Source organism: Gaiella sp., from assembly GCF_039915195.1.
Taxonomy (GTDB): domain Bacteria; phylum Actinomycetota; class Thermoleophilia; order Gaiellales; family Gaiellaceae; genus Gaiella.
Map to the genome: position 1 here is coordinate 27,743 of NZ_JBDSNT010000060.1, position 24,863 is coordinate 52,605.

Below are 24,863 nucleotides of genomic sequence, written 5' to 3' on the forward strand. Positions count from 1 at the left end.
CTAATCGAGAACGCTCTCGAGCGCGTCTTCCCAGACAGCGAGAGCCTCGTCCAGCACCGCGTCCTCGATCGTGAGCGGGCACAGGACGCGGATGCAGTTGCCCGAGATCCCGGCCTTGAGCAGAATCAAGCCTCGTTCGAGAGCCGCGTCGATCACGGCAGCCGCGAGCTCTGATGCCGGTTCCCTCGTCGCAGGGTCCTTGACCAGATCGATCGCCAGCATGGCGCCGAGCCCACGAACATCCCCGATTCGCGGCCACCTCGCCTGCCACGCCAACATTCGCTCACGAATCAGCGCTCCGATGACGTTCGCACGCCCGACGAGATCCTCGTCGGCGACGATATCGAGGACGGCGAGCGCAGCTGCGAGCGCGACGGGGTTTCCGATGTACGTTCCCCCGATAGCCCCCACGTGTGGCGCGTCCATGATGGCCGCCTTGCCGATCACGCCCGAGAGAGGTAGGCCCGCGGCGATCGACTTGGCGACGCACATGAGGTCGGCCTCGACCGCGTAGTGCTCCATGGCAAACATCTTTCCCGTTCGCCCGAAGCCGGTCTGCACCTCGTCCGCGACGAGGAGGATTCCCTCGCGGTCGCAGATCCGCCTGAGCCCCTCGACGAACTCTGCGGACGCCGGAACGAACCCGCCCTCGCCGAGCTGCGGTTCGAAGACGATGGCGGCGACCTGGGAAGGAGCAACGTGCGAGGAGAACATCCGCTCGAGTTCACCGAGCGCGTCGGCCGCCGACGGGCCGCGGTACGCGTCAGGGAACGGGGCCCGGTACACCTCGGGAGCGAAGGGGCCCATTCCCGTCTTGTACGGGTGCACCTTCGACGTCATCGTCATGGCCAGCATCGTGCGACCGTGGAACGCGGCCTCGAACGCGATCACCGCGGGACGGCCCGTCGCGAGCCGGGCGATCTTGACGGCATTCTCGACGGCCTCTGCACCCGAGTTGAAGAACGCCGCTCGAGTGGCACCCTCGAACGGCGCAAGGTCGCCGAGCCGCTCGGCGAGCTCGACGTACAACGCGTACGGCACGACCGTGAAGTCGGTGTGCACGAACCGCGCTGCCTGTTCCTGAATAGCCTCGACGACCCTCGGGTGGCAATGACCCACGTTGATAACGCCAACACCGCCTGCGAAATCGATGAGCGTGTTGCCGTCGACGTCGGTGATCGTCGCGTTCAGCGCCTCGGCGGCGAACACCGGGAGATACACCTGCAACGGCTTCGCGATTGCGGTCTCGCCTCGCGCGAGAAGGTCGCGGGAGCGCGGTCCCGGGATGTCCGTGCGAATCTCGATCGATCGGGTCGTGGCCACCGGCGAAGCGTACCGGAGCGCCGAATGGCTACCCTCGGCCCGTGCGCACCGGCGACCTTTCCCTCGACCCTCACGCGCAGTTCGACACGTGGTTTGGCGAAGCAATCGCGGGCGGAGTCCCGGACCCCGAGCAGATGGCTCTCGCAACGGCAACGCTCGCTGGCGCGCCGTCGGTTCGCATGGTGCTGCTCAAGGGCCACGACGAGCGCGGCTTCGTCTTCTACACCAATCGCACCAGCCGGAAGGGTGCCGAGCTGAGGGACAATGCGCGGGCCGCCGGCGTTCTCCACTGGAAGCCGCTCGAGCGCCAGGTACGCATCGAAGGTTCGGTCGAGGAGCTCTCTGCGCAGGAGTCCTCCGCCTACTTCGGTACGAGACCCCGCGACAGCCAGATCTCCGCGTGGGCGTCGCCGCAGTCGCAACCTGTCTCGGGTCGCGACGAGCTGGAGCGGCGAGCCGCCGAGGTCGCGGAGCGATTCGATGCGCAGGCGAGCCTACCGCTGCCTCCGTTCTGGGGTGGGTACCGCATCGTGGTGACGACGTTCGAGTTCTGGCAGGGCCGCCCGGGACGACTCCACGACCGTGTCCAGTACGCGCTCGCAGCAGGCGGCTGGACGAAGCAACGACTGGCGCCCTAGGCGGGCCAGCAAGCTTCAGCCGCCGTAGGTGCCGGCGGGCGCGAGAGCAGCGGTCGTGTACAAGCCGGAGGCGTTCCACAGCAGATAGCCCTTGGCCCCCTGGAGACGCGCGGCGTCGATCTGGGCGAGAACCTCCTCGGTGCCGTAGTCCCAGTCCTGAATCCACGGGACGAGCTGGGCCTCTGAGCCCTTGAGCTGGCGCCGGAAGTCCGTCAGCGTTCTGAACACGGTCTCGCCCGGCTCGGCGCTCGGACTCTCGAGGCCGAGTTCGCCACCGCCGTAGAGCACCGGGTAGGACATCGGCGAGACGCTGTCAGCGCTCTTCGAGATCCACCGCGGAACCTGGCCGATCCCGAGATCGCGCGTTGCTGCGAGTCCGAAGAGCGCCGTCGACACTCTCGTACCGTACGGTTCGAGTCTCTTGCTCGCGTACGCGACGAAGTCGGCAATGACGCGGCCCTTCGAGACGCTCGTGCGACCCGGGTACACCGCGGCGCCGACGTCGCCGTCCGATGGGAAGCGCACGTAGTCGAACATGATCTGGTCGAAGCCTGCCTTCGCAGCCGCCTCGGCAATCGAGGCGCAGTAGTCCCAGACCCGACGGTCGTACGGGTTGACCCACCCGAGGCCGGCCGAGGTCGTCCACACGCTGCCGTCGGAGCGCTGGACTGCGAGGTCGGGACGTGCGCTCGCGAGCAGCGGATCCTGGAAGCAGACGACACGTCCGATCATGTACACGCCATTCCGGTGTGCGAGCCCGACGAGGGCCTTGGGGTTGTAGTACGGGCGGGTCGCGCCGGACGTACGGGCCAGAGGTACGTCGGCCGGCGTGAACCCGATTTCCCCGCCCTCGTCCTTGACGTCGAGCTCGATCGTGTTCAGGCCATAGCGCTTGTAGCCGATGTACTCGCGGAACTTCCCGGGCAGCGAGGCCAACGCCCCCGTGACGTGGACGCCGCGGATCTCGACCGGAAGTGGGCGCCGCTCGCTTCGTGCGCTAGCGCTCGGAACGCCCACGGCTGGAGTTGCAGCACCGTTGGCGCGCACACCCGGTGCGATAGTGGACGCGTCACCGACGAACCGGGCGCCCATGGCAACGGCGATGACGACGACGAGGAGGAGGGCGAGGACCGCAGCGCGTCGGCGCCGCTTCGTTCGGCGTGTCTGGTCCCGACGGGCGCGGAAACGCTCATTCGGGTCCATCGGTCCGTAGAGCATGGACACAGGATCACCGAGCGTACCTCATCGCGGCCCTCAGCGAACAGATTGCGCAAACCCTCTAGGATCGCTGGCATGGTTCTCTCCGACAGGTCGATCCGCCGGCTGATCGCCGAAGGCAGCATCATCATCGACCCGTACGACGACGCGCTCATGCAGCCTGCGAGCCTCGACGTCCGCGTTGATCGCCTGTTTCGGGTCTTTCGAAACTCGCGATATCCCTTCATCGACGTCAAGACCGAGCTCGAGGGCTTGACCGAGCTCGTCGAGATCGAAGGCGACGAGCCTTTCATCCTCCATCCCGGCGAGTTCGTGCTCGGCTCGACGCTCGAGCGCATCGCTCTCCCCGATGACCTCGTCGCGCGCCTCGAGGGCAAGAGCTCGCTCGGTCGACTCGGGCTACTGATCCACTCGACAGCGGGGTTCATCGATCCGGGTTGGGACGGTCACGTCACGCTCGAACTCTCGAACGTGGCCAATCTGCCGATCACGATCTATCCGGAGATGAAGATCGGGCAGCTCTCGTTCGTCCAGCTGCTCGAGCCCGCGGAGCATCCGTACGGGTCGGCAGGCCTCGGCTCGAAGTACCAGGGACAGCGCGGGCCGACGCCGAGTCGCTACTGGAAGAACTTCGAAGTCCCGTCGTGATCCTCGTCACCGGAGCAACCGGGTTCGTCGGCGGCCACGTCGTCCGCGCGCTCGTCGATGCGGGAGAGCGCGTTCGGGCTCTCGTCCGAGACGCGAATGGGGCTGGCGCGCTCGCCGGGGTCGACTGCGAGCTCGCCCGCGGGGACGTGACCGCCCCGGCAAGCCTCCTCGCCGCCACCGAGGGGTGTTCGGCCGTCGTCCATCTCGTCGCCATCCTCACGGGAAGGCCGGAGGACTTCAACCGCGTGATGGCCCGGGGAACCCAGAGCCTCATCGAGGCCGCCCGCGATGCAGGCGTGCAACGGTTCGTCCAGATGAGTGCCCTCGGCACGAGCGAGGCGACAAAGGACACCGTTCCCTACTACCGGGCCAAGTGGACGACCGAAGAGGCCGTGCGGGCCTCCGGACTCGGCTACGCGATCCTTCGGCCCAGCTTCGTTTTCGGGCCTAACGGCGGCGCCCTGGCGCAGTTTTCACGAATCGCACGGCTTGCACCCGTGACACCCGTCATCGGAAAGGGAACCCAGCGGCTCCAGCCGATCTGGGCGGACGACCTCGCCCGGGCTGTGTGCCTGGCGGTGCGTCGCACCGACGACGTTCTGGTCGAGATCGGGGGGCCTGACATCGTCGATTGGAACGAGTTCTGGTCTCTCCTGAAGGAGGCCCTCGGCACGCGACGGCCGACCATCCACGTGCCGTTCTGGTTCATGCGCCCGCAGGCAGCGATCATGGAGCGCCTCCCTCACCCCCCGGTGACCCGCGATCAGCTGCAGATGCTCGAGCTCGGAGACAACGTCGTATCGGACAGTGGTGCGAGCATGGCCGCAATCGGTCTCGACCGGACGATGCCTCTCGCCCAACAGCTCGAGCTCGCCGTCGGTCGCTCGCAGTAGCGGTCACGCCGCCACGCCCGCCGAACGGTGGCTAGCCCTGGACGGGGCCTCTTGTCGGCGGCGCCGTTGTGAGAAAAGATGAGGGCCGCCTTTCGGCGGCCCTCGATCCCGGTAACCAGCGTTGGATTTGGCAGAGGCGCTTCCTGCCTGCCCGCTCACCCGAAGGAGAGACGGTCGGCGGCGCGGAACGCGCGTCCCCTACGCTTGGCTATGGCGATTCCCCGGTGGGTCTCGGGAACACGCCCCTACCCGCTGGTACCTCCACTGCCGGTACTGCTGGAATCTGTCACGTCCGGACCACCTCCTTTCCGCGGTTCATCGGAGTGTATACCGACGGGGGTGGACGGCGGCAACTCCCAAACGAAACCCGAACCCACGGCGACCCGATCAAGCGTCGATGACGACCATTCCGTCGTCCCGCACACGCGCCGGAAACGTGTCGACATCGATGTACGCCGGAAGGGTCAGCGCACGGCCGGTCGTGATGTCGAACCGGGCGCCGTGCCGGGGGCAGATCGCGACTCGCTCGGCACAGTCGAACTCGCCTTCGCACAACGGGCCTTCGTCGTGGGTGCACTGATCCTCGATCGCGAACAGATCACCGTCGCAGTTGTAGACCCCGACCGAGAGGGACGGCGTTACGACGACGATCCTGACCGTCCCCGCGGGGAACTCGGCAAGGGGGCACACATCGATCTCGGCCATGGTCAGTTGACCGAGATGTCGCCGCTCGAGGTGCCCCACTCCTCCGGGAGTGGCGTCCCCTTGCCCTTGTGAAGCGCAATCTTGAGAACGCCCATCCCGAGCAGCGCGCACTTGAGGCGGACGGGGCTCAACGGAATCCCGATCTCGTCGAGGAGCTCCTCCTTCGACATCACGGCGACCTCCTGTGCCGAGCGACCCCTCACGAGATCGGTGAGCATGGACGTCGCGGCCTGGCTGATCGCGCAGCCGCGTCCCTCGAACCCGACGCTTTCGATGGTGTCTCCGTCACCGAACCGCACCGAGACCGTCACCTCGTCGCCGCAGAGGGGGTTCTGGCCCTCAGCGACGGCGTCGTTCGGGTCGAGGAGCCCGTGGTTCCGGGGACTCTTGTAGTGGTCGAGGATGACCTCGCGGTACATCTGCTCGAACTCGCTCATCCGAGGTTCGCCCTGACCTTGTGGAGGCCATCGACCAGACGGTCGACTTCCTCCGCGATCGAATAGAGGTAGAAGCTTGCGCGGGTCGTCGCAGCGACACCGAGTCGGGTCATCAACGGCTGCGTGCAGTGATGGCCCGCGCGTACGGCGACTCCCTCCCAGTCGAGGATCTGGGCGACATCATGTGGATGGATGCCGGCAACCTCGAACGACACGATTCCGGCGCGACGCTCCGCCGGCGGCCCGAACAGGCGCACCCAGTCGAGCTCCGAGAGCCGCTCCATCGCATAGCGCGTGAGCTCGTGCTCATGCTGCTCGATCGCCGGGAGACCGATCGCCGTGATGTAGTCGATCGCGGCACCGAAGCCGACCGCCTCGGCGATCGCCGGCGTTCCCGCCTCGAATTTGTAGGGGAGCTCGTTGAACGTCGTTCGGTCGAGCCCCACCGAACGAATCATCTCTCCACCGAGATTGAACGGCGCCATCTCCTCGAGCAGCTCCCGCCTTCCCCAGAGGGCGCCAATTCCGGTCGGGCCGCAGAGCTTGTGAGAGGAGAGCGCAAGGAAGTCACAGCCGAGCGACTGGACGTCGATCGGTCTGTGCGGCGCGGCCTGTGCCGCATCGACGACGATGATCGCGCCCTGCTCGTGCGCCCAGGCTGCGATCGCCTCTACCGGATTGATCGTGCCGAGTGAGTTCGAGACCAGACCGACGCAGACGACCTTGATCGAGTTCTCACGCGCGAGTTCGTCCAGAGCGTCGAGCTGCAGCTCGCCCGCGTCGTCGATCGGGATATGGCGAAACGCGGCACCGGTGCGACTGGCGATGAACTGCCAGGGAACGAAGTTCGCGTGATGCTCGAGCTCGGTGACCACGACCGCGTCGCCGGGGCCGAGGTTCTGGAGTCCCCAAGCGTACGCGACCAGGTTGATCGCTTCGGTCGCGCTGCGTGTGAAGATGACCTCACGCTCCGAGGGAGCGTTGACGAAGGCCGCGGCGGTCCGCCGAGCGCCCTCGTAGCCCTCGGTTGCCCGCTCGGCGAGCTTGTAGACACCACGATGGACGTTGGCGTACTCGTGCTCGTAGAACGTGCGCATCCGATCGAGAACCTGACGCGGCTTCTGCGTCGACGACGCGGAATCGAGGTAGGCGAGTGGCTTGCCTCCCGAGAGCTCCTCGAGGAACGGGAAGTCGGCTCGGAGGACAGTGGAGTCGAGCGGGGTCGCGGTATTGACGTCCATTGCACCCATCGTAGCCGGGCGGCTCATTCCGGCCTGCTCCGGAGCGGAATGAAGCGGTCGTCCGTGAGCCAGAGGAAGCCGATCGCGATCCCACAGCCCACCGCGATCAGAACGACCGACGCCGGGTTCGGGATCGCGAGCTCGAAGAATTGCCGTAGCCCCGGTACGAGAAGAATGAGCAGGTAGGTGACGAGCAGCAGCCCGCACATCGTTCCGACGAGACGAGCCCTCCTCGTGCTCGTCGCCTCGAGCGCGAGGACGAGGTAGAGCCCGATCACGATGAGCGCCGTCGTGGCCGCAGTTCGCGACTGGAGCAGCCCCAGGTCGAAAACGTTGAGCGCGACGAGGTACGTCGTCGTCACGCCGAGCCCTGCTGCAACGCCCGCCGGGACCGAGAACCGCCCGACCTCGCGGAGGAACCCGTCGGTGCGCCAGGGCCCGTCGCTCGGGGCGAGCGCAAGGAAGAACGCGGGAATCCCGACCGTCAGCGTCCCGACGATGGTCAGATGCCGCGGCAGCAGGGGATACTCGGCAGGCGTGATTCCGATCGCGACGATCAGGAACGCAGCGAAGACGGACTTCGTCACGAACAGCTTCGTCACCCTCTGGAGGTTGCGGAGGACGCGCCGTCCCTCGGCGAGCATCGCCGGTACTGCGGCAAAGTCACCGTTGACGAGAACGATGTCCGAGACCGCTTTGGCCATCTGCGTACCCGAGCCCTGCGCGATCGACAGGCGCGACGCCTTCAGCGCGGGGACATCATTGACGCCGTCGCCAACCATTGCGACGTAGCGACCGCGCCGTCGCAGAGACTCGACTACCCGACGCTTGCCCTCCGGCGAGATGCGCCCCACAACGCCGATCTCGGCCACCATGCGATCCAGCTCGCCGTCGTCGTCAGGCAGATCCTCGCCCGTGCGGCACGGGCCTCGTTCGGGAATGCCGGCATCTCCCGCGATCGAGGCGACAGTGCTCACAGCGTCGCCCGAGAGTACGACGATCTCGACGCCCTGGTCGGTGAGGAACGCGATCGTCTCAGTGGTCGCCGGGCGGAGCTCCTCCGCGAGAACGGCGAGACCGAGCGGTTTCACCTGCCGAAGCGTGCCGCCGCTAGCGGGGAACTCTCCGTCAGTGACGCCGAAGCCGATGACCCTTCGACCTGCCGTCTGGTACTCACGGACGGGGGCATCGAGCTCTCCGAGAGCGAAGGTCTCGGGAGCGCCGAGGACGTAGCGAGTGCCGCCGAGCCGCAGACCGCTCCAGCGACGGCGGGAAAGGAACGGTACGACATCGTCTGCGCGTTCCGGATCGGCAGGCCATGCGGTCGCGACCGCCGCGAGCGTCGCGTTCTGCCCTTCGGACGAAGCGGCAAACCGGCCGAGCGCCGAGCCGAGTTCCTCCTCGGTCACACCGGGAGCCGGGACGAGCGAGACGACACGGAGCCCCGGCTCGGTCAGCGTGCCGGTCTTGTCGATACACAACGTGTCCACCGACGCCAGTGACTCGATGGCGTTCAGCTGCTGCGAGAGAGCACCGGCGCGGGCCATCCGCACTGCTGCCGCCGCATAGGTGATCGAGACGAGGAGCACTAGCCCCTCGGGAATCAGCGTCACCATGCCCGCAACCGCCGTCTCGACGGCGTGGCTGACAGCTACGTCCTGCTTCCACAGAGCGACGATGAACATCGCGCCGAGCGGCACCGTCACGCCGAGCAGCACGTACAGCAGCCGGTCGATCGCCCGTTCGAGCGGCGAGCGCGGGTGACGGAACTCGCGGGCCGTTCCCGTGATGCGCTCCGCGTAGCTCTCGGCTCCGACCGCGGCGACGCCGAACGAACCGGTTCCCTCGATGACGAACGATCCCGACCTGACTTCGTCGCCGATCCCGCGCGCGACCGCCTTCGCCTCGCCGGTCAGAATCGACTCGTCGACACGTAGGTCGTTGCTGGAGACGAGCGTCCCGTCGGCGACGACCTGATCGCCAGGAGCAAGGAGCACATAGTCGCCGACGACAATCTCCGCGACGTGCAACGGCCTTGTCGTTCCTTCTCGTACGACCGTCGCGCGCGGCTGGACGAGCGCCGCGAGCTCGTCGAGCTTGCGCCGAGCGCGAAGCTCCTGCCAGATCCCGATCCCGGTGTTCGTGACGATGATGGCCAGGAACAGTGCATCGCGCCAGTCGCCGAAGACGAGCGTGAGCAGGCCAAGCGCGAGGAGAATCGCGTTGAACGGTGTGATCGCGTTCGCGCGAACGATCGTCGCCGTCGAGCGACTGGTCTGAGGCTCTCTGGGCTCGCCCCGTGCTGCGAGTCGCCGAGAAGCCTCCGCCTCGGTCAGGCCTGAGCTCACACGGCCGAGGCTAACAGCGGTCCGCTGCCACGGATCTCGAGAACCCCGAGGTCAGCTCGGAGGATGAACCTTTCCGTTCGTCTGCGCCCGCAAGGCGACTTCCCTCTGCCGCTCCACGGTCTCCGCTGCGATCGCGAGCAACTCACAGAGGCGTACGAGCCTGACGCGCTCGGAGCTTTCCGCCAGGAGCTCCTGCTTCAGCTCGGCCGAGAACTCGAAGCGGCCGGCGATCGAGAACGAAAGCTCGGGCGTCCCGCGGTCGGGGGCGACCACGTCGCTCTCCGTCAACTCGGCGAGGCGCCCGAACAGCTCCAAGGCACGATCGATGTCGGCGTCCTCCGCCGGATCGTCCTGGTCGGCGAACGGCTCCACGCTGGCCGTGACGAACGATCGGCCCGAGGTCAACTCGAGCAACCGGAAGCGCTCACCCCCAACGACGATGACGTTCGAGCGTCCGTCCTCGAAGCGCTCCGTCACGTCGCTGATGGTCGCTAGCGTCCCGACCTGACGTAGCCCATCGTCGTCCGCGTAGACGATCCCGAAGGGATTACCCTGCTCCAGGCTCTCCCCGATCAGCTCCTGATAGCGGGGCTCGAAGATGTGCAGCGGCACCTGCTCTGTCGGTAGCAGGACGAGGCCCAACGGAAAGAGACCTATCTCGGACATCGGCTGAAGCCTACCCCTCTCGCACGGCGACTCAGTACGCTGCCGGTGCTCAGTTGTCGAAGACGATCACGCTCCTCGCGACGTCCCCCTCGCCTCATCTCGTTGTGGAGCCCGCTCGAGGGCCACGTCGGTCGGTCAGGCCTGCGGAATCCGCGCTTCGAGCGCGGCGCCGAGCGCTGTTCTCACGGGCTCGAGCTCGATCCGGTCGAGCACGTCCTGGAAGAAGCCGCGCACGATCAGGCGCTCGGCCTCCTGGCGGGACAGCCCACGCGCCATCGCGTAGAAGAGCTGCTCGCGGTCGACCTGACTCAGGGTCGCACCGTGCGTGCACCGAACGTCGTTCGCGAGGATCTCGAGCCCGGGAATCGAGTCCGCGTGTGCCGTCTTGGAAAGGAGCAGGTTGCGGTTCTCCTGGTAGGCGTTCGTCTTCTGCGCGTCCTTCTCGACCCGGATCATGCCGCGCCACACGGCGCTCGCCGTGTCACGCAGCACGCCCTTGAATGCGAAGTCCGATGTCGTGTTCGGTGCAATGTGCTCCTGGAACGTGTCGTAGTCGAGGCGCTGCACGTTGTCGGCGAAGTAGGCACCCGTCACCCTCGAGGTCGCCCCTTGACCGGCAAGGTCGTTCTGGATCCACACCTTGCCGCCGCCAGAACCGAAACCACCGGCGACCCAGTCGAGCTCGGCGTCACGCCCGACTGTCGCGTGATGCGAGGCGAAGTGCCACGTGCTCTGGGAGAGGTTCTGGACGGAGACATACTCGACCTTGGCGCCGTCCTCGACGATGATCTCCACCGCGGCATTCGAGTAGCCGGACAGCTCGGGCGAGGCCGACGCGTACTCCTCGATCACGGTGAATGTGCTCTGAGCCTCGGCGACGATCAGCAGCCGCCAGAACAGCGAGCCCCCCTCAACCGTGTTCGCGATCCGGATGTAGAGGGGCTTATCGACCTCGACGCCCTTCGGGACGTGGACGAGGATGCCGTGCTGCCACATCGCTGCGTTGTGGGCCGCAAACTTCTCGGTGTGCCCGACGAGCGTTCCGAGGAGCGGATGGTCGTCGGTCAGCAACTCGAAGCGGATTCCCTCCGGGGCATGCTCGATCGTGATGCCGGACTCGCCGACGAGGGCGACACCGGAAGCGTCGATCTCGAGCATCGTCTCGGGGAGCGCGGTGGCATCGGCGCTCGCCGCCGTGTACGCGTCGGGGTCGAAGCCCGTCAGATCGGTGAAGCGCCAGTGCTCCTCCGACCTCGTCGGCAGAGGAATCGCCTGATAGCTCTCGAGCAGGTCAGCTCTCATGCGGGGCATGCCGACGGTGCAGCATGAAGACGTTGCCGTCCGGATCGCTGAAGTGAGCCATATGACAGACACCCGTATCGAGGGTCTCGCCCTCGAAGGCAATTCCTTCTGCCTCGAGCTCGCCGCGAGCCTCCTCGACGTCAGCGACCCGCAACGCGATGGGGCTCGCGTGCGGTCCGACGAACGTCTGCCCCATGTTCGTCGGGTCGACGAGATACAGGCTCACGTTCTCGCCGAGCTGGAACTCCGGCCACATGCCCTCCCCGATCTGCTCGAGCCCGAGCGTGTCGCGGTAGAACGCGGTGGAGCGCTCGAGATCCGTGACAGGCACCGAGACGAAGTCGACGCGCTCGACGATCAACCGATCAGCCAACGCTGCCTTCCATCTGCAGCTGAATCAGGCGGTTCATCTCGACGGCGTACTCGAGGGGAAGCTCCTTGGTGATCGGCTCGACGAACCCGGAAACGATCATTGCACTGGCGTCGGACTCGGAGAGGCCACGACTCATCAGGTAGAAGAGCTGCTCCTCACCGATCTTCGAGACCGTCGCCTCGTGGCCGAGGTCGACATCGCTCTCGTCGACCTTGATGTATGGGTAGGTGTCCGAGCGCGACTCGTCGTCGAGAATGAGCGCATCGCAGACGACCTTGGACTTCGAGCCGGTGGCGCCACGGGCCACCTCGAGCAGACCGCGGTACCCGGCCCGGCCACCGTCCTTGGAGATCGACTTCGACGTGATCACGGACGACGTGTTCTTGCCGACGTGGACGACCTTGCCGCCCGCGTCCTGATGCTGGCCTTTGCCGGCGAACGCGATCGAGAGAACCTCACCGTGCGCCCGCTCACCCATCAGCCAGATCGCGGGGTACTTCATCGTCAGTTTGGAGCCGAGGTTGCCGTCGACCCACTCCATCGTCGCGTCCTCATGGGCGACAGCACACTTGGTGACGAGGTTGTAGACGTTGTTCGACCAGTTCTGAATCGTCGTGTAGCGGCAACGACCCCGGGGCTTGACGATGATCTCGACGACCGCCGAGTGCAGCGAATCGGACGAGTAGATCGGAGCAGTGCAGCCCTCGACGTAATGCACGTAGGCGTCCTCGTCGACAATTATCAGTGTCCGCTCGAACTGCCCCATGTTCTCGGCGTTGATCCGGAAGTACGCCTGCAGCGGCATCTCGATGCGGACGCCGGGCGGGACGTAGATGAACGAGCCACCCGACCAGACCGCCGAGTTGAGCGCGGCGAACTTGTTGTCGTTCGCCGGGATGATCGTCGCCATGTGCTGTTTGACGATGTCCTCGTGCTCGCGCAGCGCGGAATCCATGTCGAGGAAGATCACGCCCTTGGCCTCGAGATCCGCCTGCAGCTTGTGGTAGACGACCTCGGACTCGTACTGGGCACCGACGCCGGCGAGGTACTTTTTCTCGGCCTCGGGGATGCCCAGCTTGTCCCATGTGTCGAGGATCTCGGCCGGGAGGTCCTCCCACTTGTCGACCTGATTCTCGGTCGGCTTGATGTAGTAGTAGATGTTCTCGAAGTCGATCTCGCCGACGTTTCCACCCCACTCTGGCATCGGGCGGGCATAGAAGTAGTCGAGCGCCTTGTGGCGAAAGTCGCGCATCCACTGCGGCTCGTTCTTGTGCTCGGCGATCGCCTCGACGACCTCGTGCGAGAGCCCACGACCGGACTTGAAGAAGTAGTCCTTCGCCTCATCGGGGTTCGAGAAGCCGTACTGGTACTCGCTGCGAATGCCCTTGACGACGTCGTTCTCGGTGGTGCTCATGCGCCCTCGCCTCCGACTCCTGCTGGGATGAAGGCTTCGTAGCCCTCCGCCTCGAGTTGTCGCGCAAGCTCCGCGCCTCCCGAGGCCACGATCCGTCCGTCCACGAAGACGTGCACGTGATCCGGGGTGATGTAATTGAGTATTCGTTGATAGTGGGTGATCACGAGCGCGCCCATCTCCGGGCCGACGAGCTCGTTGACGCCGTTTGCGACAACCTTGAGGGCGTCGATATCGAGGCCCGAATCGGTCTCGTCGAGCACGGCCATGCGGGGCTTCAGCATCGCCATCTGGAGGATCTCCACCCGCTTCTTCTCGCCACCCGAGAAGCCGTCGTTGAGGTAGCGCTGCGCGAGCTCGCGCGGAACCTTGAGGTGCTCCATCGCGGCGAGCATCTCGATGCGAAACTCCTTGACAGGGACCGGATCGTCCTCGCCGCCGTTTGCCGCCTTGCGCTTCGCATTGATCGCGCTACGAAGGAAGCTCGTCACCGTCACGCCCGGGATCGCATGCGGGTACTGGAAGGCGAGGAACAAGCCCTTCTGTGCACGCTCGTCCGCCCCGAGCTCGACGACGTCAACGCCGTCGAGGAGAATCTCGCCCTCGGTGATCTCGTACGAGGGGTGGCCCATGAGGGCGTAGGCGAGCGTCGACTTGCCCGAGCCATTCGGACCCATGATCGCGTGCTTCTCGTTGGTGTTGACCGTCAGGTCGACACCCTTGACGATGGGCGTGCCGTCCTCGAGCGCGACGTGCAGGTTCCTGATCTCGAGCAGTGCCACTGTTCTCCGTCCTTGCCGTGTGTGGGGAAAGCCGCGGGCTCTTTGCGGGAAAGCCGCAGGCTCCGTCTATCCTCATCGTACCCGGACCACCAAAAAATAGAACGCGCAGCCCATTCGCTGCTACTCTCGATCTATGCCTTTCGGAATCGGAATCTGGGAACTGCTCATCCTGTTGCTCGTTCTGCTCCTCGTCTTCGGCCCCAAGCGGCTGCCGGAGATGGGTCGGCAACTCGGCAAGGGGATGCGCGAGTTCAAGGACTCTGTCACGGGCGACTCGAAAGACGACGACATTTCGTTGCCGCCAGCCGAGCCGGCCGTCCCCGCCGCACCTGCCGCGTCCGAGTCGCGCGAGCGGGATACCGTCTCCTAACTCCGCCTGCGAATGTTCCGTAGGCTCGCCCCGCGCCGTCTCGGCACGGACGAAGAGGCGACCGTTGTCGAGCACCTGACGGAGCTGCGACATCGCCTTCTGATCTCGGTCTCCGCGATCGTGCCGGCGTTCATGGTGGCGTTCTACTTTCACGAGCAGCTGATCGAGTGGTTGATGGTGCCGCTCCCGCCGGACAAGAACCTGGTCACGCTCGCCGTTCTCGAGCCGTTCACGACAGCCGTGAAGGTCAGCGCCATGGCCGCGATCGCGGTCGTGCTCCCGATCCTCATCTGGCAGGTCTGGGGCTTCCTCGCCCCGGCCGTCGACGAAGCGACGCAGCGAACGCTTCGGGTCTTCATCGCGCTCGGAACCGGACTCTTCGCAATCGGCGTCGCGTTCGCCTACTTCGTGATTCTGCCGCGGGCGATCGACTTCCTCACGAACTTCGACGACAACCTCTATGACGTCCAGATCCGGGCGAGCTACTACCTCTCGTTCACCGCGCTCGTCCTGCTCGCGAGCGGGATCGCGTTCGAGATGCCCATGTTCATCCTGGCCCTCGTACGAATCCGGGTTCTCAGCTCGGCAAAGCTGCGGCGCAATCGCCGGATCGGCTACCCGCTCATGCTCGCCTTCGCCGTCCTGCTACCCACCGTCGACCCCGTTTCCCTCGCCTTCGAGGTCATCCCGTTGCTGATCCTCTTCGAGACCTCGATCTGGCTCTCGGTGATGATGGAGAAGCGCTGGAACCCGAACCCTCCGGACGAGGAAGGACCCGAGGCATCTGCGGACGATGGCGACGCATCGGAGTACGACGAGTTCGATCTTTCTTCTGACGAGGAGACGGCGGAGTTCTCTGCTGACGACCCGCTGGAAGGCCCCGTCGCCGACGCCGAGCTCTCTGACGAACCCCGGGCGGAGGAGGACGACGCTCCTTGAGGGTGATCTCGGCGGACTGGGTCGTCCCTGTCGAGGGCTCGCCAATCGAGAACGGTGCCGTTGCGATCGCCGATGACGGCACGATCGAGGCCGTCGGGAGAGCGGGTGACCTCGGCCCGGGCGAGAACCACGAGGGCTGCGTGATCATCCCGGGGTTCGTCAATGCGCACTCACATCTCGAGTACGCCGTCTACGCGGGGTTTGGCGACGGGCTCCCGTTCGTACCCTGGATCGGGATGCACATCCAGCGGAAGGATGCACTCGATTTCGGTGACATGACTTCGATCGCAACGGTGGGCGCGCACGAGTCACTCCGCTCGGGCACGACGACGGTTGGTGATTGCAGCTTCTCCGGTGCCTCTGCCCTTGCGGCAGCGTCGAGCGGCCTGCGGGCAATCGTCTACCTCGAGGTGTTCGGCACCGACGGGGCGCCACTCGACCGATTCGAGGAGGCCCACACCCGGGTCGAGCATGTGGTCTCCGACCGCGTTCGAATCGGCGTCTCGCCGCATGCGCCGTACACCTGTCGGATCGAAACCTACCGCGCCTGCGCCGAGCTCGGCATTCCCCAGGCGACCCACTTCGCCGAGAGTGCGGCGGAACGCGACTGGCTCGTCAGCGGGGTCGGAGACTGGAGTCCCCTGGCGCGCTTTCTGGTGCCGCCGCCGGGAGAGACAGGAATCCGCATGCTGGCGGCCGAGGGCCTGCTCGGCCCGAGCCTGATGGCCGCCCACTGCGTTCACGCCGACGCGGAGGAGATCGCGCTTCTTGCCCGCCACGACGTCGGCGTCGCGCATTGCCCGCGGTCGAACGGCTACCTCGGCTGCGGCGTGGCGCCGCTCGCGGAGCTTCGACAGGCCGGAGTGCAGGTGTCGATCGCGACGGACAGTCCCGCATCGACCCCGTCATTCGACATGTTCGACGAGATCCGTGCAGCGATCGTCGGCGCGCGAGCACGCGCGGGAGATCCCGGAGCGCTCGCGGCATCCGATGCGCTCGAACTCGCGACGCTCGGTGGCGCGCGCGTTCTCGGCCTCTCCGACCGGATCGGGTCGCTCGTGCCCGGCAAGGAGGCCGACCTGGCCGTAATCTCACTCGCCGGCTCGCCGTTCGATCCAGTTGAAGATCCTGTTATCGCCGTCGTTCTGGGGGGATCGCCCGAGCGTGTCGCAGCTACTCTTGTTGCCGGCGAGCAGCGCTATGTGAAAGGAACATCCCGATGGCCCGATTCGACAAGAGCAGCACGAAGAGCCCGCAGCCTGATGCTGCCCTAGCGGCCTCTCGGCGCGCCAAGAAGTCGACCGCGCCGTCGATCGAGGACACGATGTTCTTCCCGCGGCTGCGACGGCACGCGAAGTGGATGTTCGTCTTCCTCGCGGTAGCGCTCGGCGGCGGATTCGTCCTCTTCGGCGTCGGTGCCGGCGGTACGGGGGTCGGAGACATTCTCCGGGGTGGGGGCGGAAGCAGTGGCCCTTCGGTGTCGAGCGCGCAGAAGAAGACCGAGGAGAATCCGAAGGATCTCGAAGCGTGGCGAGAGCTCTCGACCGCCTACCAGGCCGACAACAAGACGGACGAAGCGATCGAGGCTCAGAACACCGTGGTCGTGCTAGCTCCGAAGGACACGAACGCCCTCCGTGAGCTCGCGAGCCTCTACCTCGCCCAGGCGAGCGCCAAGCAGACCGAGGCCCAGATTCTGCAGACCCAGGCCGCCTACCAGGGCGCCGGTCAGGGCTTCCCGGGCGCGTTCACGTCGCCAACGGGGCAGCCCCTTCTCGAGGACTCGATCAGTAGCGTGCTCCGGACGCAGGCTTCACCGAGAATCCAGGAGCTTGCCCAGGCCGCACAGGCGGCGTCTGCCGCGAGCGTCGACGCCTACAAGAAGATCGTGGTCATCAGCCCGAAGGATCCGAACGTCCAGCTCGAGCTCGCCCAGGCCGCCCAGCAGGCCGGCGATCTCGCGACGACGATCAGTGCGTTCGAGGCCTTCCTCCGGCTTGCGCCGGACGATCCGAACGCACCGGTCGTCAAGCAACAGTTGAAGCAGCTGCGCGCGTCGCAATCGGGATAGACTCGCGGCATGACGCCGATCGTCTCTCGCTCGCATCGACTGCCGATGGCCATTGCGCTGGTTTCGCTCGCTGCTTTGGTGCTCCTCGGAGCAGGCTGCGGCGAGACTGTTGGCTACACGGAGGCGACGGGTGATAAGACGAACGGCAAGACGTTGTTCACGGCGAAGTGCGGTAGCTGCCACACCCTTGCTGACGCCGGGACGGCCGGCGCAATCGGGCCGAACCTCGATGACGCGTTCGCCGAGTCGCGGCGAAATGGTCTCGGCGAAAGTACGTTCGTGCAGGTGGTTCGAGATCAGATCGCCTACTCGATCGAGGAGACTTCGACCGGGGCACCCGGAATGCCCGCCGACATCGTTACCGGTCAGGATGCGATCGACGTCTCCACCTACGTCGCAAGCGTCGCGGGCACCGGGAAGGCACCAACACCTGCTCCTCCACAAACGACGACGACAAACGTTGAGCCGGGCGGTGATGTTGGAGACGCGGCTGCCGGAAAGGTCGTCTTCACCAACGGCTGCGGTGGATGTCACACACTCGGCGACGCCGGCACCACCGGGGCGATCGGCCCGAATCTCGACGATCGTCCGCCGAGCTCCGAACTCGTCACGGAGCGTGTCACGAACGGGCAGGGCGCGATGCCGTCGTTCTCCGCGACGCTGACGGCAGCACAGATCGCCGACGTCAGCGCGTACGTCTCCAGCGCCGCCGGCAAATAGCAGCGCGTCACGTCGGCAGGCGATGCTCTGCAGCGTCGCCCCGACCGCCGCCTGTCGAGTCCCCGATGACGTGCGTGACGGGCACGTCGGATCGAGCGCGTGCGCCCTCCACGACGCCCCGCTCGAGCCAGTTCGAGGAGCCCACCGGGTGGGTGGAGATGACGATCGTGTCAGCAGAGAACGTTCGGAGCGCGTCTTCGAGGGCCTGGAGTGGATCTCCGTCGCCGATCTCGCCGCGGGCCCGGAGGCCGGCACCCCGAAGCGCCTCGAGGGCGACAGCCAGGCGCGAGGCTGCGGCTTCGCGCGCACCGTCCTCGTCCGATGTCCAGGTGCGAACCCTCGAGTTGAGAGCAGGGCAGACGACGAGGACATCCTCGGCGACTCCTCGAGACAGGCGCAGGATCTCGTCGCGCAGCCCTTGTCCGCGCAGCGTCTCGTTGGCGATCACGAGGATTCTCAACGTGTCCGCGACCGGAACCCGCTCAACGGGCTCGCGCAGGGGCAGTTGTCTCTTCCCCCCTCGTAACATGGCAAGCGCGGCACCGGTGACCACCAGGAATACGACCACCGCGAGCCAGGTCGCGATCAGCGACGCGGCGACGATCAATGCGAAGTAGACGAGCGTGCCAAGGAGAAAGCGAAACGCCGTATCCTCGCTTTTGAATGGGTTCCGCACGAAGGCTCCCCGGGTCGACGCCTCCATGATGCGCAGATCGTGCGGCGCGACACAAGCGCCGCGCGATCGGACAGAGTGGGCGCCTAGATCAGGTAGACGGTCACGTAGACGACGATCCACATCACATCGACGAAGTGCCAGTAGATGCCGGGAAGCTCGACTCCATGGTGATGCTCGGGCGAATAGTGCCCGCGGAAGGCCCGAATCGTTGCGAACGTGAGGAGGAGGAGCCCGACGAGAACGTGTGCCCCGTGGAGGCCGGTGAGCCCGAAGAAGACCGATGCGAATGCCCCGTCGCCCGTGTTGAAGCCGATGTGGGCGTACTCGATGAACTGGGTCAGAAGGAACGCTATCCCCATCAGGATCGTGAGCACGAGCCCCGCCTGGAGGCCGCGTCGGTTGTTCCGCTTCACCGACTGCAGCGCCCAGTGCATGGTGAAGCTCGACGTCACGAGGATCGCCGTGTTGATCCCGGCGACGAATTGCGGGAACTCGTACGGGCTCGGTGGCCAGGAGTCCGGGGCATCAGGGTTCACGACCCGAACGAAGAAGTAGGCGGCAAAGAAGGAGCCGAACAGCATTGCCTCGGTTCCGATGAACAGGAACATTCCGAGGATCGTGGGCGCGATCCGAGAGCTCTGATTCGCCGCGGGAGGCCCATGATGGTCGCTCCCGTGGAGTGCCTCGGCGTGCGCGCTCATCCGTGCACCTCCTGCGCAGCCGGCGCGGTCGTGCTGGTGAGGATCGCATGGCGGGCCCCGGGCACGCCGTACTCGTACGGACCACCGACGACCTGTGGGATCTCGTCGAAGTTGAAGATCGGGGGTGGTGAGGAGACCTGCCATTCGAGAGTCATTGCGCGCCACGGGTTCGGGTCGGCGATCGGCCCACGTGTCCAGCTGACGATCATGTTGTAGAAGAAGACGACGACGGAGGCACCGAGCGCGAACGACGAGATCGTGACGACGAGATTCAGGTCTGCGAATCGGTCGGCGTAATCGGCGACGCGCCGCGGCATACCAACGAGCCCGACCCAGTGCATCGGGAAGAACGTCAGGTTGAAGCTGATGAACGTAAGCCAGAAGTGCAGCTTGCCGAGCCGCTCGTTGTACATCCGGCCGGTCATCTTGGGGAACCAGTAGTAGATGCCGGCGAAGATCGTCAGCACGGAGCCGCCGAAGAGGACGTAGTGGATGTGGGCCACGATGAAGTACGTGTCGGAAGCGTGGATCGTGATCGGCACCGATGCGAGGTAGATCCCGGAGAGACCACCGATGACGAACATGGAGATGAAGCCGAGCGAGAAGAGCATCGGTGTGTTGAGCTTGATTCGACCCTCCCACAGCGTCGCCAACCAGCTGAACACCTTCACCCCGGTCGGAACGGCGATCAGCAGGGTCGAGATCATCATCGGGACGCGCAGCCAGTCGGTCATGCCCGCCACGAACATGTGGTGTGCCCACACCGAGAACCCGAGCACGAGAATCCCGAGCAGCGACATCGCCATCAGTCGGTAGCCGAAGATCGGCTTCCGGCTCATCACCGAGATGATCTCGGAGATGATCCCGAATCCAGGCAGGATCATGATGTAGACGGCGGGATGGCTGTAGAACCAGAAGATGTGTTGGTAACCGAGGACGTATCCGCCTTCTGCCGGAACGAAGAAGCTCGTGTGCATCACGCGGTCGAACATGACGAAGAACTGGGAGCCGGCGATGAACGGCGTCGCGATCACGACGAGCAGTGACGTCGTGAAGTTCGCCCACACGAGCAACGGCATCCGCCAGAAGGTCATCCCTGGCGCCCGCATCGTGATGATCGTGACGAGGAAGTTGAGCGCAGTCAGGATCGACGAGGCCCCGGCCCACTGAACGCCCATGTTGAAGAAGACCTGCCCGATCGGCTGGTCCGAGGCGAGCGGGGCATAGCTCGTCCACCCGGTGGCAAACGCGCCGCCCGGGGCGAGGAAGCTGCAGAGGAACATCGTCCCTGCGATGGGAAGGAACCAGAACGACAGGGCATTCAACCGTGGAAACGCCATGTCGGGCGCACCGAGCATTAGCGGGACGGCGAAGTTCGCAAGACCTGCGAAGGCAGGGATGATGAAGACGAAGATCATCAGCGCGGCGTGCATCGAGACGAGACCGTTGTAGGTCTGCGTGTCCATGAACTGCATGCCGGGTTGGGCGAGCTCGGCGCGGAAGAGCATGGCCATGAGGCCACCGAGCGTGAAGAACACGAACGTCGTCACGAGGTACTGGACACCGATCACCTTGTGGTCGGTGTTGACCTTGAAGTAGTCCTTCCACGTTCGCGCGCCGTGGTTTGCGTGATCATCCGGGATCGTGGGACGACCGGAGATCCAGTAGAGCCAGTAGTCGAACGAGCCGAGACCGAGCAGGAACCCGATCGGGGCGAGCGTCAGCCCACCGACGAGCACGATGATGTTCCAGTCGTAGACCGGATCCCAGCCAGCGAGCCACCGGATGCCCGCGACGAGGTAGAGCCCGACCAGGAAGAAGAGCGCGAAGCACCAGGCCGCGCGGACGAATCCGGGCCGCATCAGAATGCTTCGCTGCCGCGTCGGCTCCCCACTGCCGTGGCCCGCTCCATGCGATTCGTGCTCGACGGCGCTCATCCGTTCGGCTCCCTCGTTTTACTCACTTCGCCCCCGTCAAATACGCGACGAGGGAATCTATCTCTGCCGGCGAGAGCGTCTCGCCGTAGCTCGGAGGCATGACCCCGTCCTGGTAGCCGGGAGCGATGACCTTGCCGGGGTCGACGATAGCTTCCCGGACGTAGTCGGCAGGATCCTGGCCTGCCTTCTGGGCGGCGGCGACGAGGTCGTCGAGGTTTGGACCGATCTCACCGGTCGTGCCAGCAGGAGTGAACGCGTGGCAGCCACCGCACCCCGCGTCGGCAAAGAGAGCAGCGGCCTTGTCTCCGGAGACACCGCCCCCTCCCCCGCCGTCGCTTCGCTCCTTGACCCAGGCGACGAAGTCCTCCTGCGAGACGACTCTGACGGTCGCGCGCATCGTCGCGTGTCCGACGCCGCAGAGCTCGGTGCAGACGAGCGAGAACACGCCCGTGCGGGTGGGTGTGACGATGATCCTGGTCTTGATTCCGGGTACGAGATCCTGCTTCTGACCCATCGCCGGGATCCAGAACGAGTGGATCACGTCGGCAGACTCCATCTCGAACTTGGCGCTGCGATTCACCGGAAGTACGAGCTCTCCGGACTTGACCTCGTTGTCGTCCGGGTAGACGAACCGCCATGCAAACTGCTGGGCGAAGACCTTGACGTTGAGCGGGTTCGGCCCGGCCTCACCGTTCTTCGACATCACGAACGCGCTGATGACACCGATCGCGATGACGAGGATCGCGGGGACGACCGTCCAGGCGACCTCGAGATTCGTGTTCCCGTGGATCGGGGGACCATCGGACTCGTCCTCGGGAGGCGAGCGGAACGCCATCACCGAGTAGAGCAGCACCGCCATCACGAGCGCGAAGACAGCGATGCAGATCACCGTTGCGAACCAGTAGACGAACTCGATCCGGTCCATCTCCTCGGAGGCCGATGTCGGCAACCAGGGAATCAGGACGGCGACCAGCGTGACGAGGATCGCGATCACGATCCCGAGCCCTGTCATGCGAATAATCGCTCCCCTGCGCACGGGCCGAGGTTACATCACCTGCCGGAGCCACGGTGTCGGTAACGGGCATCGGAATGACGTTCTCACGGCGTCACGAGGTCGGCTGGGCCTTGCACCGACCTCCTCGGAGCCCCGGCTGAGCGATCGGTTGTGCTCGGTTGAGGGGTCCTGCGTTGTGTTCAGTTGAACGGTCCTGCGGTGTTGTGCCGTCTTTCAGGCGCGACATCATCCACGGCCGCTCGCGCTTCGGGCGGCCAGGAGGTCTTCGTCTGCGCGACTAAGAAGGTCAGCAAGCTCATCAGCGGGCTTGTATTCGGCGACGCCAAATGTGATCGCGTGCCGCCTGTCGGCGGCGGCGAGCATCGCGGCGACCGTACCGAGGCGCTTTGTTGCCGCTCTCCGGGTGGCGCTCGGCATCGCGCAGATGAACTCGTGTTCCTGGTAGCGAACGATCAGATCGTACGAGCGGAGGTTTGCTTTCAAGCTGTCGCCGATGAAGCGGAGGATCGTGTCCGCGTCGGCCCCGCCGTTCGCCTGCGTGATCTCGTCGAGGTGCTCGACCTCGATAGCAGCGAGCACCAGCGTGCTGTCTGCTCGTTCGGCGCGATCGAGCTCGTGGGAAACCCCCGAGAGCCCAAACGTTCGCGTGAGTGTGCCCGTCACCTCGTCCATTGCCACGCGCACGAGGTTGTGCTCGGCCTCGTGCCGGGCTTCGGTCAGGGCGCGAAGGGCATCTGTGCGGTCTCGCGCTGCAGCCTCCCGTTCGGTCGTCGCCCGCTCGCGATCTGCTGCCGCCCTGGCACGATCATCAGCGGCCTTTGCGCGATCGCGTCCAGCGCGCAGGAGAATATCCTCCGCGCCCTCCGTGTCATCGTGAAGCACTTCCCTCATTCGCGCCTGAAGATCGCGACCCTCGGCGCCACGATCACGGAGCTCTGCAGCATGGTCGTGATCCTCGGCAGCCTCCGCCCTCCATCGCGCGGTCTCATCCTCGAACCGTGGCACGTCCCCCGGGCCGGGCACTGAGACGCTGTCGTGGGATCGATGCGGATCGTCGCGGAGCATCGCCCGATCGTCGTCGCTCCCGCCTCGCTGCGGGCCGGACACTGCCCGGGCCTGGTCGCGCAGAAGCTGGTCGACCGCCTGAGAGACATCGACCTCACCGACGCCGCTGCAGACGGGGCAGAGCACGCGGTCTCCCATGCCGCTCAACCCCTCCCGGGCTCGCGGGAGGTCTCGCTGGTGGTCCCGCGGCTGGCCTTTGCGCGGTAGAGGTCGGCGTCGGCTCGAGCGACGAGAGATTCGAGACTGTCGTCCACGCGGAGCTCGGCAAGCCCGGCGCAGATCGTCGCTCCCGGGTGGAGCACCTCGAGCTCGCGTTTGATCTGACTCACGCGGTCCGTGGCCGCGACCTTCGTCATGTCCGGGAGCGCACAGACGAATTCGTCGCCGCCCCAGCGCACGGTCACATCGTAGGAACGCAGGGTGACGGTGATCGCGGTGGGGACGGCGCGCAGAAGTGTGTCGCCGGCGGCATGCCCGTCGTGGTCGTTGACGAGCTTTAGGCCGTCGATGTCTATGACCAGAAGGATCAGTGGGTGACCAGCTCGCCGCGAGCGCTCGATCTCGTGAACGAGGGCGAACTCCCCGGTCCCGCGCCGAAAGACACCGGTCAACTCGTCGAGGCCGGCATCGCCCCGGTCGGCCGCGGCATGCTGCCGGTCGACGGCCGCGGCTGTACGGTCCTCGGCGGCGGCAGCGCGTTCCTGCGCCGATTGTTTCCTGGTCGATGCGCCAGACACGCGGATCGTGTGCAGCGTGCCAACAGCCTCATCGACATCGTGCGCCTCGGCGGCGTGGAGTCCACGTGCTTCGGCAGCTCTGTCGCGTGCGTCAGCTGCCTTGTCACGCGCCTGCGCGTTCCGATCGCGAACTGCGGCGGTCAGGTCTCTGGCGCCAGCGACCTCGTCCCTCGCCTCTGCCGTAAGCAGCCGCCGACCCGTTGATCTCGCCCGGGCAGCCGAGGTCCGCGCCCGGTCGTCCGTTGTCATGTCACGCTCGGCACGCGAGGCTTCGAGCGCCTCCGTCTCCTCGGGCGAGCTTACAAATCGACGGCGCCTTCGCTCCGAATCTGCGACGGCCTGATCGATGTCCGAATCATGCTGATCCCGATCGGCCAGCTCCTGGTCGGTGTTGGAGGCGTCCTGATCGGCATCCGCCGCCGACTGATCCGAATCGGCGTACGTCTGATCCGAATCCGCATGGGTCTGATCCAGGTCCGCCGCCGACTGATCCCCGCTCTGGAGCGCTTCATCCCCCCTCTCCAGCTCGTCGGCTACCTTCATCTTCAACTCACGGGTATCGCTCATTGCGACTCCGATCTCGGAGCTCGGGTCCGGCGCAGGCGATCAACGATGAGAGCACACAATGCGCCCTCGAGCACCCTCTTGCC

25 protein-coding genes are annotated in these 24,863 nt (G+C 65.7%); 8 read left to right on the forward strand and 17 right to left on the reverse strand.

What is annotated here, in order from left to right:
- On the reverse strand, positions 1–1,323 hold the full coding sequence (gabT, locus tag ABIR74_RS06170; protein ID WP_348175977.1) for a 4-aminobutyrate--2-oxoglutarate transaminase: 1,323 nt from the start codon (positions 1,321–1,323) through the stop codon (positions 1–3).
- Positions 1,324–1,364: 41 nt separating this feature from the next.
- Between gabT and pdxH the strand changes: the two genes are divergently transcribed.
- Positions 1,365–1,961, forward strand: coding sequence for a pyridoxamine 5'-phosphate oxidase (pdxH, locus tag ABIR74_RS06175; protein ID WP_348175980.1), 597 nt, complete (start codon positions 1,365–1,367; stop codon positions 1,959–1,961).
- A 15-nt stretch (positions 1,962–1,976) separates the two neighbouring features.
- Here the strand turns inward: pdxH and ABIR74_RS06180 are convergent, their stop codons facing one another.
- Positions 1,977–3,179: a putative glycoside hydrolase gene (locus ABIR74_RS06180; protein ID WP_348175983.1), complete on the reverse strand. Its 1,203-nt coding sequence runs from the start codon at positions 3,177–3,179 to the stop codon at positions 1,977–1,979.
- Positions 3,180–3,254: 75 nt separating this feature from the next.
- Between ABIR74_RS06180 and dcd the strand changes: the two genes are divergently transcribed.
- Together dcd and ABIR74_RS06190 are read left to right on the forward strand one after the other, a co-directional pair.
- A complete protein-coding gene (gene dcd, locus ABIR74_RS06185) occupies positions 3,255–3,827 on the forward strand; it encodes a dCTP deaminase (protein ID WP_348175985.1) in 573 nt (190 codons plus the stop codon).
- A complete protein-coding gene (locus ABIR74_RS06190) occupies positions 3,824–4,720 on the forward strand; it encodes an NAD-dependent epimerase/dehydratase family protein (RefSeq protein ID WP_348175988.1) in 897 nt (298 codons plus the stop codon). The genes dcd and ABIR74_RS06190 overlap by 4 nt, the downstream gene beginning before the upstream one ends.
- A gap of 387 nt (positions 4,721–5,107) precedes the next feature.
- Here the strand turns inward: ABIR74_RS06190 and ABIR74_RS06195 are convergent, their stop codons facing one another.
- The 9 genes from ABIR74_RS06195 to sufC form a co-directional block, all read right to left on the reverse strand.
- Positions 5,108–5,425, reverse strand: a complete 318-nt coding sequence (locus ABIR74_RS06195) for a Rieske 2Fe-2S domain-containing protein (protein WP_348175991.1) — start codon at positions 5,423–5,425, stop codon at positions 5,108–5,110.
- A 2-nt stretch (positions 5,426–5,427) separates the two neighbouring features.
- Positions 5,428–5,862: a Fe-S cluster assembly sulfur transfer protein SufU gene (gene sufU, locus ABIR74_RS06200; protein WP_348175994.1), complete on the reverse strand. Its 435-nt coding sequence runs from the start codon at positions 5,860–5,862 to the stop codon at positions 5,428–5,430.
- Complete coding sequence (locus tag ABIR74_RS06205; RefSeq protein WP_348175997.1) at positions 5,859–7,130, reverse strand: cysteine desulfurase; 1,272 nt, start codon at positions 7,128–7,130, stop codon at positions 5,859–5,861. Before ABIR74_RS06205 ends, sufU begins: the two co-directional genes overlap by 4 nt.
- Positions 7,127–9,451, reverse strand: a complete 2,325-nt coding sequence (locus ABIR74_RS06210; RefSeq protein ID WP_348175999.1) for an HAD-IC family P-type ATPase — start codon at positions 9,449–9,451, stop codon at positions 7,127–7,129. Before ABIR74_RS06210 ends, ABIR74_RS06205 begins: the two co-directional genes overlap by 4 nt.
- Positions 9,452–9,502: 51 nt before the next feature.
- Entirely contained in the window at positions 9,503–10,117 is a 615-nt protein-coding gene (locus ABIR74_RS06215) for an LON peptidase substrate-binding domain-containing protein (protein ID WP_348176002.1), read from the reverse strand.
- A gap of 135 nt (positions 10,118–10,252) precedes the next feature.
- On the reverse strand, positions 10,253–11,419 hold the full coding sequence (gene sufD, locus ABIR74_RS06220; protein ID WP_348176005.1) for a Fe-S cluster assembly protein SufD: 1,167 nt from the start codon (positions 11,417–11,419) through the stop codon (positions 10,253–10,255).
- A complete protein-coding gene (locus ABIR74_RS06225) occupies positions 11,409–11,792 on the reverse strand; it encodes a VOC family protein (protein ID WP_348176008.1) in 384 nt (127 codons plus the stop codon). The genes sufD and ABIR74_RS06225 overlap by 11 nt, the downstream gene beginning before the upstream one ends.
- The gene (gene sufB, locus ABIR74_RS06230; protein ID WP_348176011.1) at positions 11,785–13,206 is read right to left on the reverse strand and encodes a Fe-S cluster assembly protein SufB; all 1,422 of its coding nucleotides are present in this window, start codon (positions 13,204–13,206) and stop codon (positions 11,785–11,787) included. The genes ABIR74_RS06225 and sufB overlap by 8 nt, the downstream gene beginning before the upstream one ends.
- Positions 13,203–13,985 (reverse strand): Fe-S cluster assembly ATPase SufC, encoded by a 783-nt coding sequence (gene sufC, locus ABIR74_RS06235; RefSeq protein WP_348176014.1) that lies wholly within the window; start codon positions 13,983–13,985, stop codon positions 13,203–13,205. The genes sufB and sufC overlap by 4 nt, the downstream gene beginning before the upstream one ends.
- A gap of 133 nt (positions 13,986–14,118) precedes the next feature.
- Here sufC and tatA point away from each other — a divergent pair, with 133 nt between their 5' ends.
- The 5 genes from tatA to ABIR74_RS06260 are packed head-to-tail and all read left to right on the forward strand — an operon-like array spanning position 14,119 to position 18,082.
- The gene (gene tatA / locus ABIR74_RS06240; protein WP_348176017.1) at positions 14,119–14,355 is read left to right on the forward strand and encodes a twin-arginine translocase TatA/TatE family subunit; all 237 of its coding nucleotides are present in this window, start codon (positions 14,119–14,121) and stop codon (positions 14,353–14,355) included.
- A gap of 12 nt (positions 14,356–14,367) precedes the next feature.
- The gene (gene tatC / locus ABIR74_RS06245; RefSeq protein WP_348176020.1) at positions 14,368–15,294 is read left to right on the forward strand and encodes a twin-arginine translocase subunit TatC; all 927 of its coding nucleotides are present in this window, start codon (positions 14,368–14,370) and stop codon (positions 15,292–15,294) included.
- 2 nt (positions 15,295–15,296) lie between these two features.
- The gene (locus ABIR74_RS06250) at positions 15,297–16,568 is read left to right on the forward strand and encodes an amidohydrolase family protein (protein WP_348176044.1); all 1,272 of its coding nucleotides are present in this window, start codon (positions 15,297–15,299) and stop codon (positions 16,566–16,568) included.
- A complete protein-coding gene (locus ABIR74_RS06255; RefSeq protein ID WP_348176022.1) occupies positions 16,514–17,362 on the forward strand; it encodes a tetratricopeptide repeat protein in 849 nt (282 codons plus the stop codon). The genes ABIR74_RS06250 and ABIR74_RS06255 overlap by 55 nt, the downstream gene beginning before the upstream one ends.
- Positions 17,363–17,371: 9 nt before the next feature.
- Positions 17,372–18,082 (forward strand): c-type cytochrome, encoded by a 711-nt coding sequence (locus ABIR74_RS06260; RefSeq protein WP_348176025.1) that lies wholly within the window; start codon positions 17,372–17,374, stop codon positions 18,080–18,082.
- A 7-nt stretch (positions 18,083–18,089) separates the two neighbouring features.
- Here the strand turns inward: ABIR74_RS06260 and ABIR74_RS06265 are convergent, their stop codons facing one another.
- The 6 genes from ABIR74_RS06265 to ABIR74_RS06290 form a co-directional block, all read right to left on the reverse strand.
- On the reverse strand, positions 18,090–18,785 hold the full coding sequence (locus ABIR74_RS06265) for a hypothetical protein (RefSeq protein WP_348176027.1): 696 nt from the start codon (positions 18,783–18,785) through the stop codon (positions 18,090–18,092).
- 56 nt (positions 18,786–18,841) lie between these two features.
- Positions 18,842–19,459, reverse strand: coding sequence for a cytochrome c oxidase subunit 3 (locus ABIR74_RS06270; protein ID WP_348176030.1), 618 nt, complete (start codon positions 19,457–19,459; stop codon positions 18,842–18,844).
- Complete coding sequence (gene ctaD / locus ABIR74_RS06275; protein ID WP_348176032.1) at positions 19,456–21,396, reverse strand: cytochrome c oxidase subunit I; 1,941 nt, start codon at positions 21,394–21,396, stop codon at positions 19,456–19,458. The genes ABIR74_RS06270 and ctaD overlap by 4 nt, the downstream gene beginning before the upstream one ends.
- A 22-nt stretch (positions 21,397–21,418) precedes the next feature.
- Positions 21,419–22,432 carry a cytochrome c oxidase subunit II gene (gene coxB, locus ABIR74_RS06280; protein WP_348176035.1) on the reverse strand — a complete coding sequence of 338 codons (1,014 nt, stop codon included), beginning with the start codon at positions 22,430–22,432 and terminating at the stop codon, positions 21,419–21,421.
- Positions 22,433–22,636: 204 nt separating this feature from the next.
- A complete protein-coding gene (locus ABIR74_RS06285; RefSeq protein ID WP_348176038.1) occupies positions 22,637–23,614 on the reverse strand; it encodes a diguanylate cyclase in 978 nt (325 codons plus the stop codon).
- Positions 23,615–23,619: 5 nt separating this feature from the next.
- On the reverse strand, positions 23,620–24,780 hold the full coding sequence (locus ABIR74_RS06290; protein WP_348176041.1) for a GGDEF domain-containing protein: 1,161 nt from the start codon (positions 24,778–24,780) through the stop codon (positions 23,620–23,622).
- Positions 24,781–24,863 lie beyond the last annotated feature (83 nt).

Coding starts and splice junctions, on each gene's coding strand:
- ABIR74_RS06260 (WP_348176025.1), top strand. CDS start 17,372: ATGACGCCGATCGTCTCTCGCTCGCATCGACTGCCGATGGCCATTGCG.
- sufB (WP_348176011.1), bottom strand. CDS start 13,206: ATGAGCACCACCGAGAACGACGTCGTCAAGGGCATTCGCAGCGAGTAC.
- dcd (WP_348175985.1), top strand. CDS start 3,255: ATGGTTCTCTCCGACAGGTCGATCCGCCGGCTGATCGCCGAAGGCAGC.
- ABIR74_RS06265 (WP_348176027.1), bottom strand. CDS start 18,785: ATGGAGGCGTCGACCCGGGGAGCCTTCGTGCGGAACCCATTCAAAAGC.
- ABIR74_RS06255 (WP_348176022.1), top strand. CDS start 16,514: ATGGCCCGATTCGACAAGAGCAGCACGAAGAGCCCGCAGCCTGATGCT.
- ABIR74_RS06285 (WP_348176038.1), bottom strand. CDS start 23,614: ATGGGAGACCGCGTGCTCTGCCCCGTCTGCAGCGGCGTCGGTGAGGTC.
- tatA (WP_348176017.1), top strand. CDS start 14,119: ATGCCTTTCGGAATCGGAATCTGGGAACTGCTCATCCTGTTGCTCGTT.
- tatC (WP_348176020.1), top strand. CDS start 14,368: ATGTTCCGTAGGCTCGCCCCGCGCCGTCTCGGCACGGACGAAGAGGCG.
- ABIR74_RS06290 (WP_348176041.1), bottom strand. CDS start 24,780: ATGAGCGATACCCGTGAGTTGAAGATGAAGGTAGCCGACGAGCTGGAG.
- ABIR74_RS06215 (WP_348176002.1), bottom strand. CDS start 10,117: ATGTCCGAGATAGGTCTCTTTCCGTTGGGCCTCGTCCTGCTACCGACA.
- ctaD (WP_348176032.1), bottom strand. CDS start 21,396: ATGAGCGCCGTCGAGCACGAATCGCATGGAGCGGGCCACGGCAGTGGG.
- sufU (WP_348175994.1), bottom strand. CDS start 5,862: ATGAGCGAGTTCGAGCAGATGTACCGCGAGGTCATCCTCGACCACTAC.
- ABIR74_RS06195 (WP_348175991.1), bottom strand. CDS start 5,425: ATGGCCGAGATCGATGTGTGCCCCCTTGCCGAGTTCCCCGCGGGGACG.
- ABIR74_RS06205 (WP_348175997.1), bottom strand. CDS start 7,130: ATGAGCCGCCCGGCTACGATGGGTGCAATGGACGTCAATACCGCGACC.
- ABIR74_RS06180 (WP_348175983.1), bottom strand. CDS start 3,179: ATGCTCTACGGACCGATGGACCCGAATGAGCGTTTCCGCGCCCGTCGG.
- sufD (WP_348176005.1), bottom strand. CDS start 11,419: ATGAGAGCTGACCTGCTCGAGAGCTATCAGGCGATTCCTCTGCCGACG.
- ABIR74_RS06270 (WP_348176030.1), bottom strand. CDS start 19,459: ATGAGCGCGCACGCCGAGGCACTCCACGGGAGCGACCATCATGGGCCT.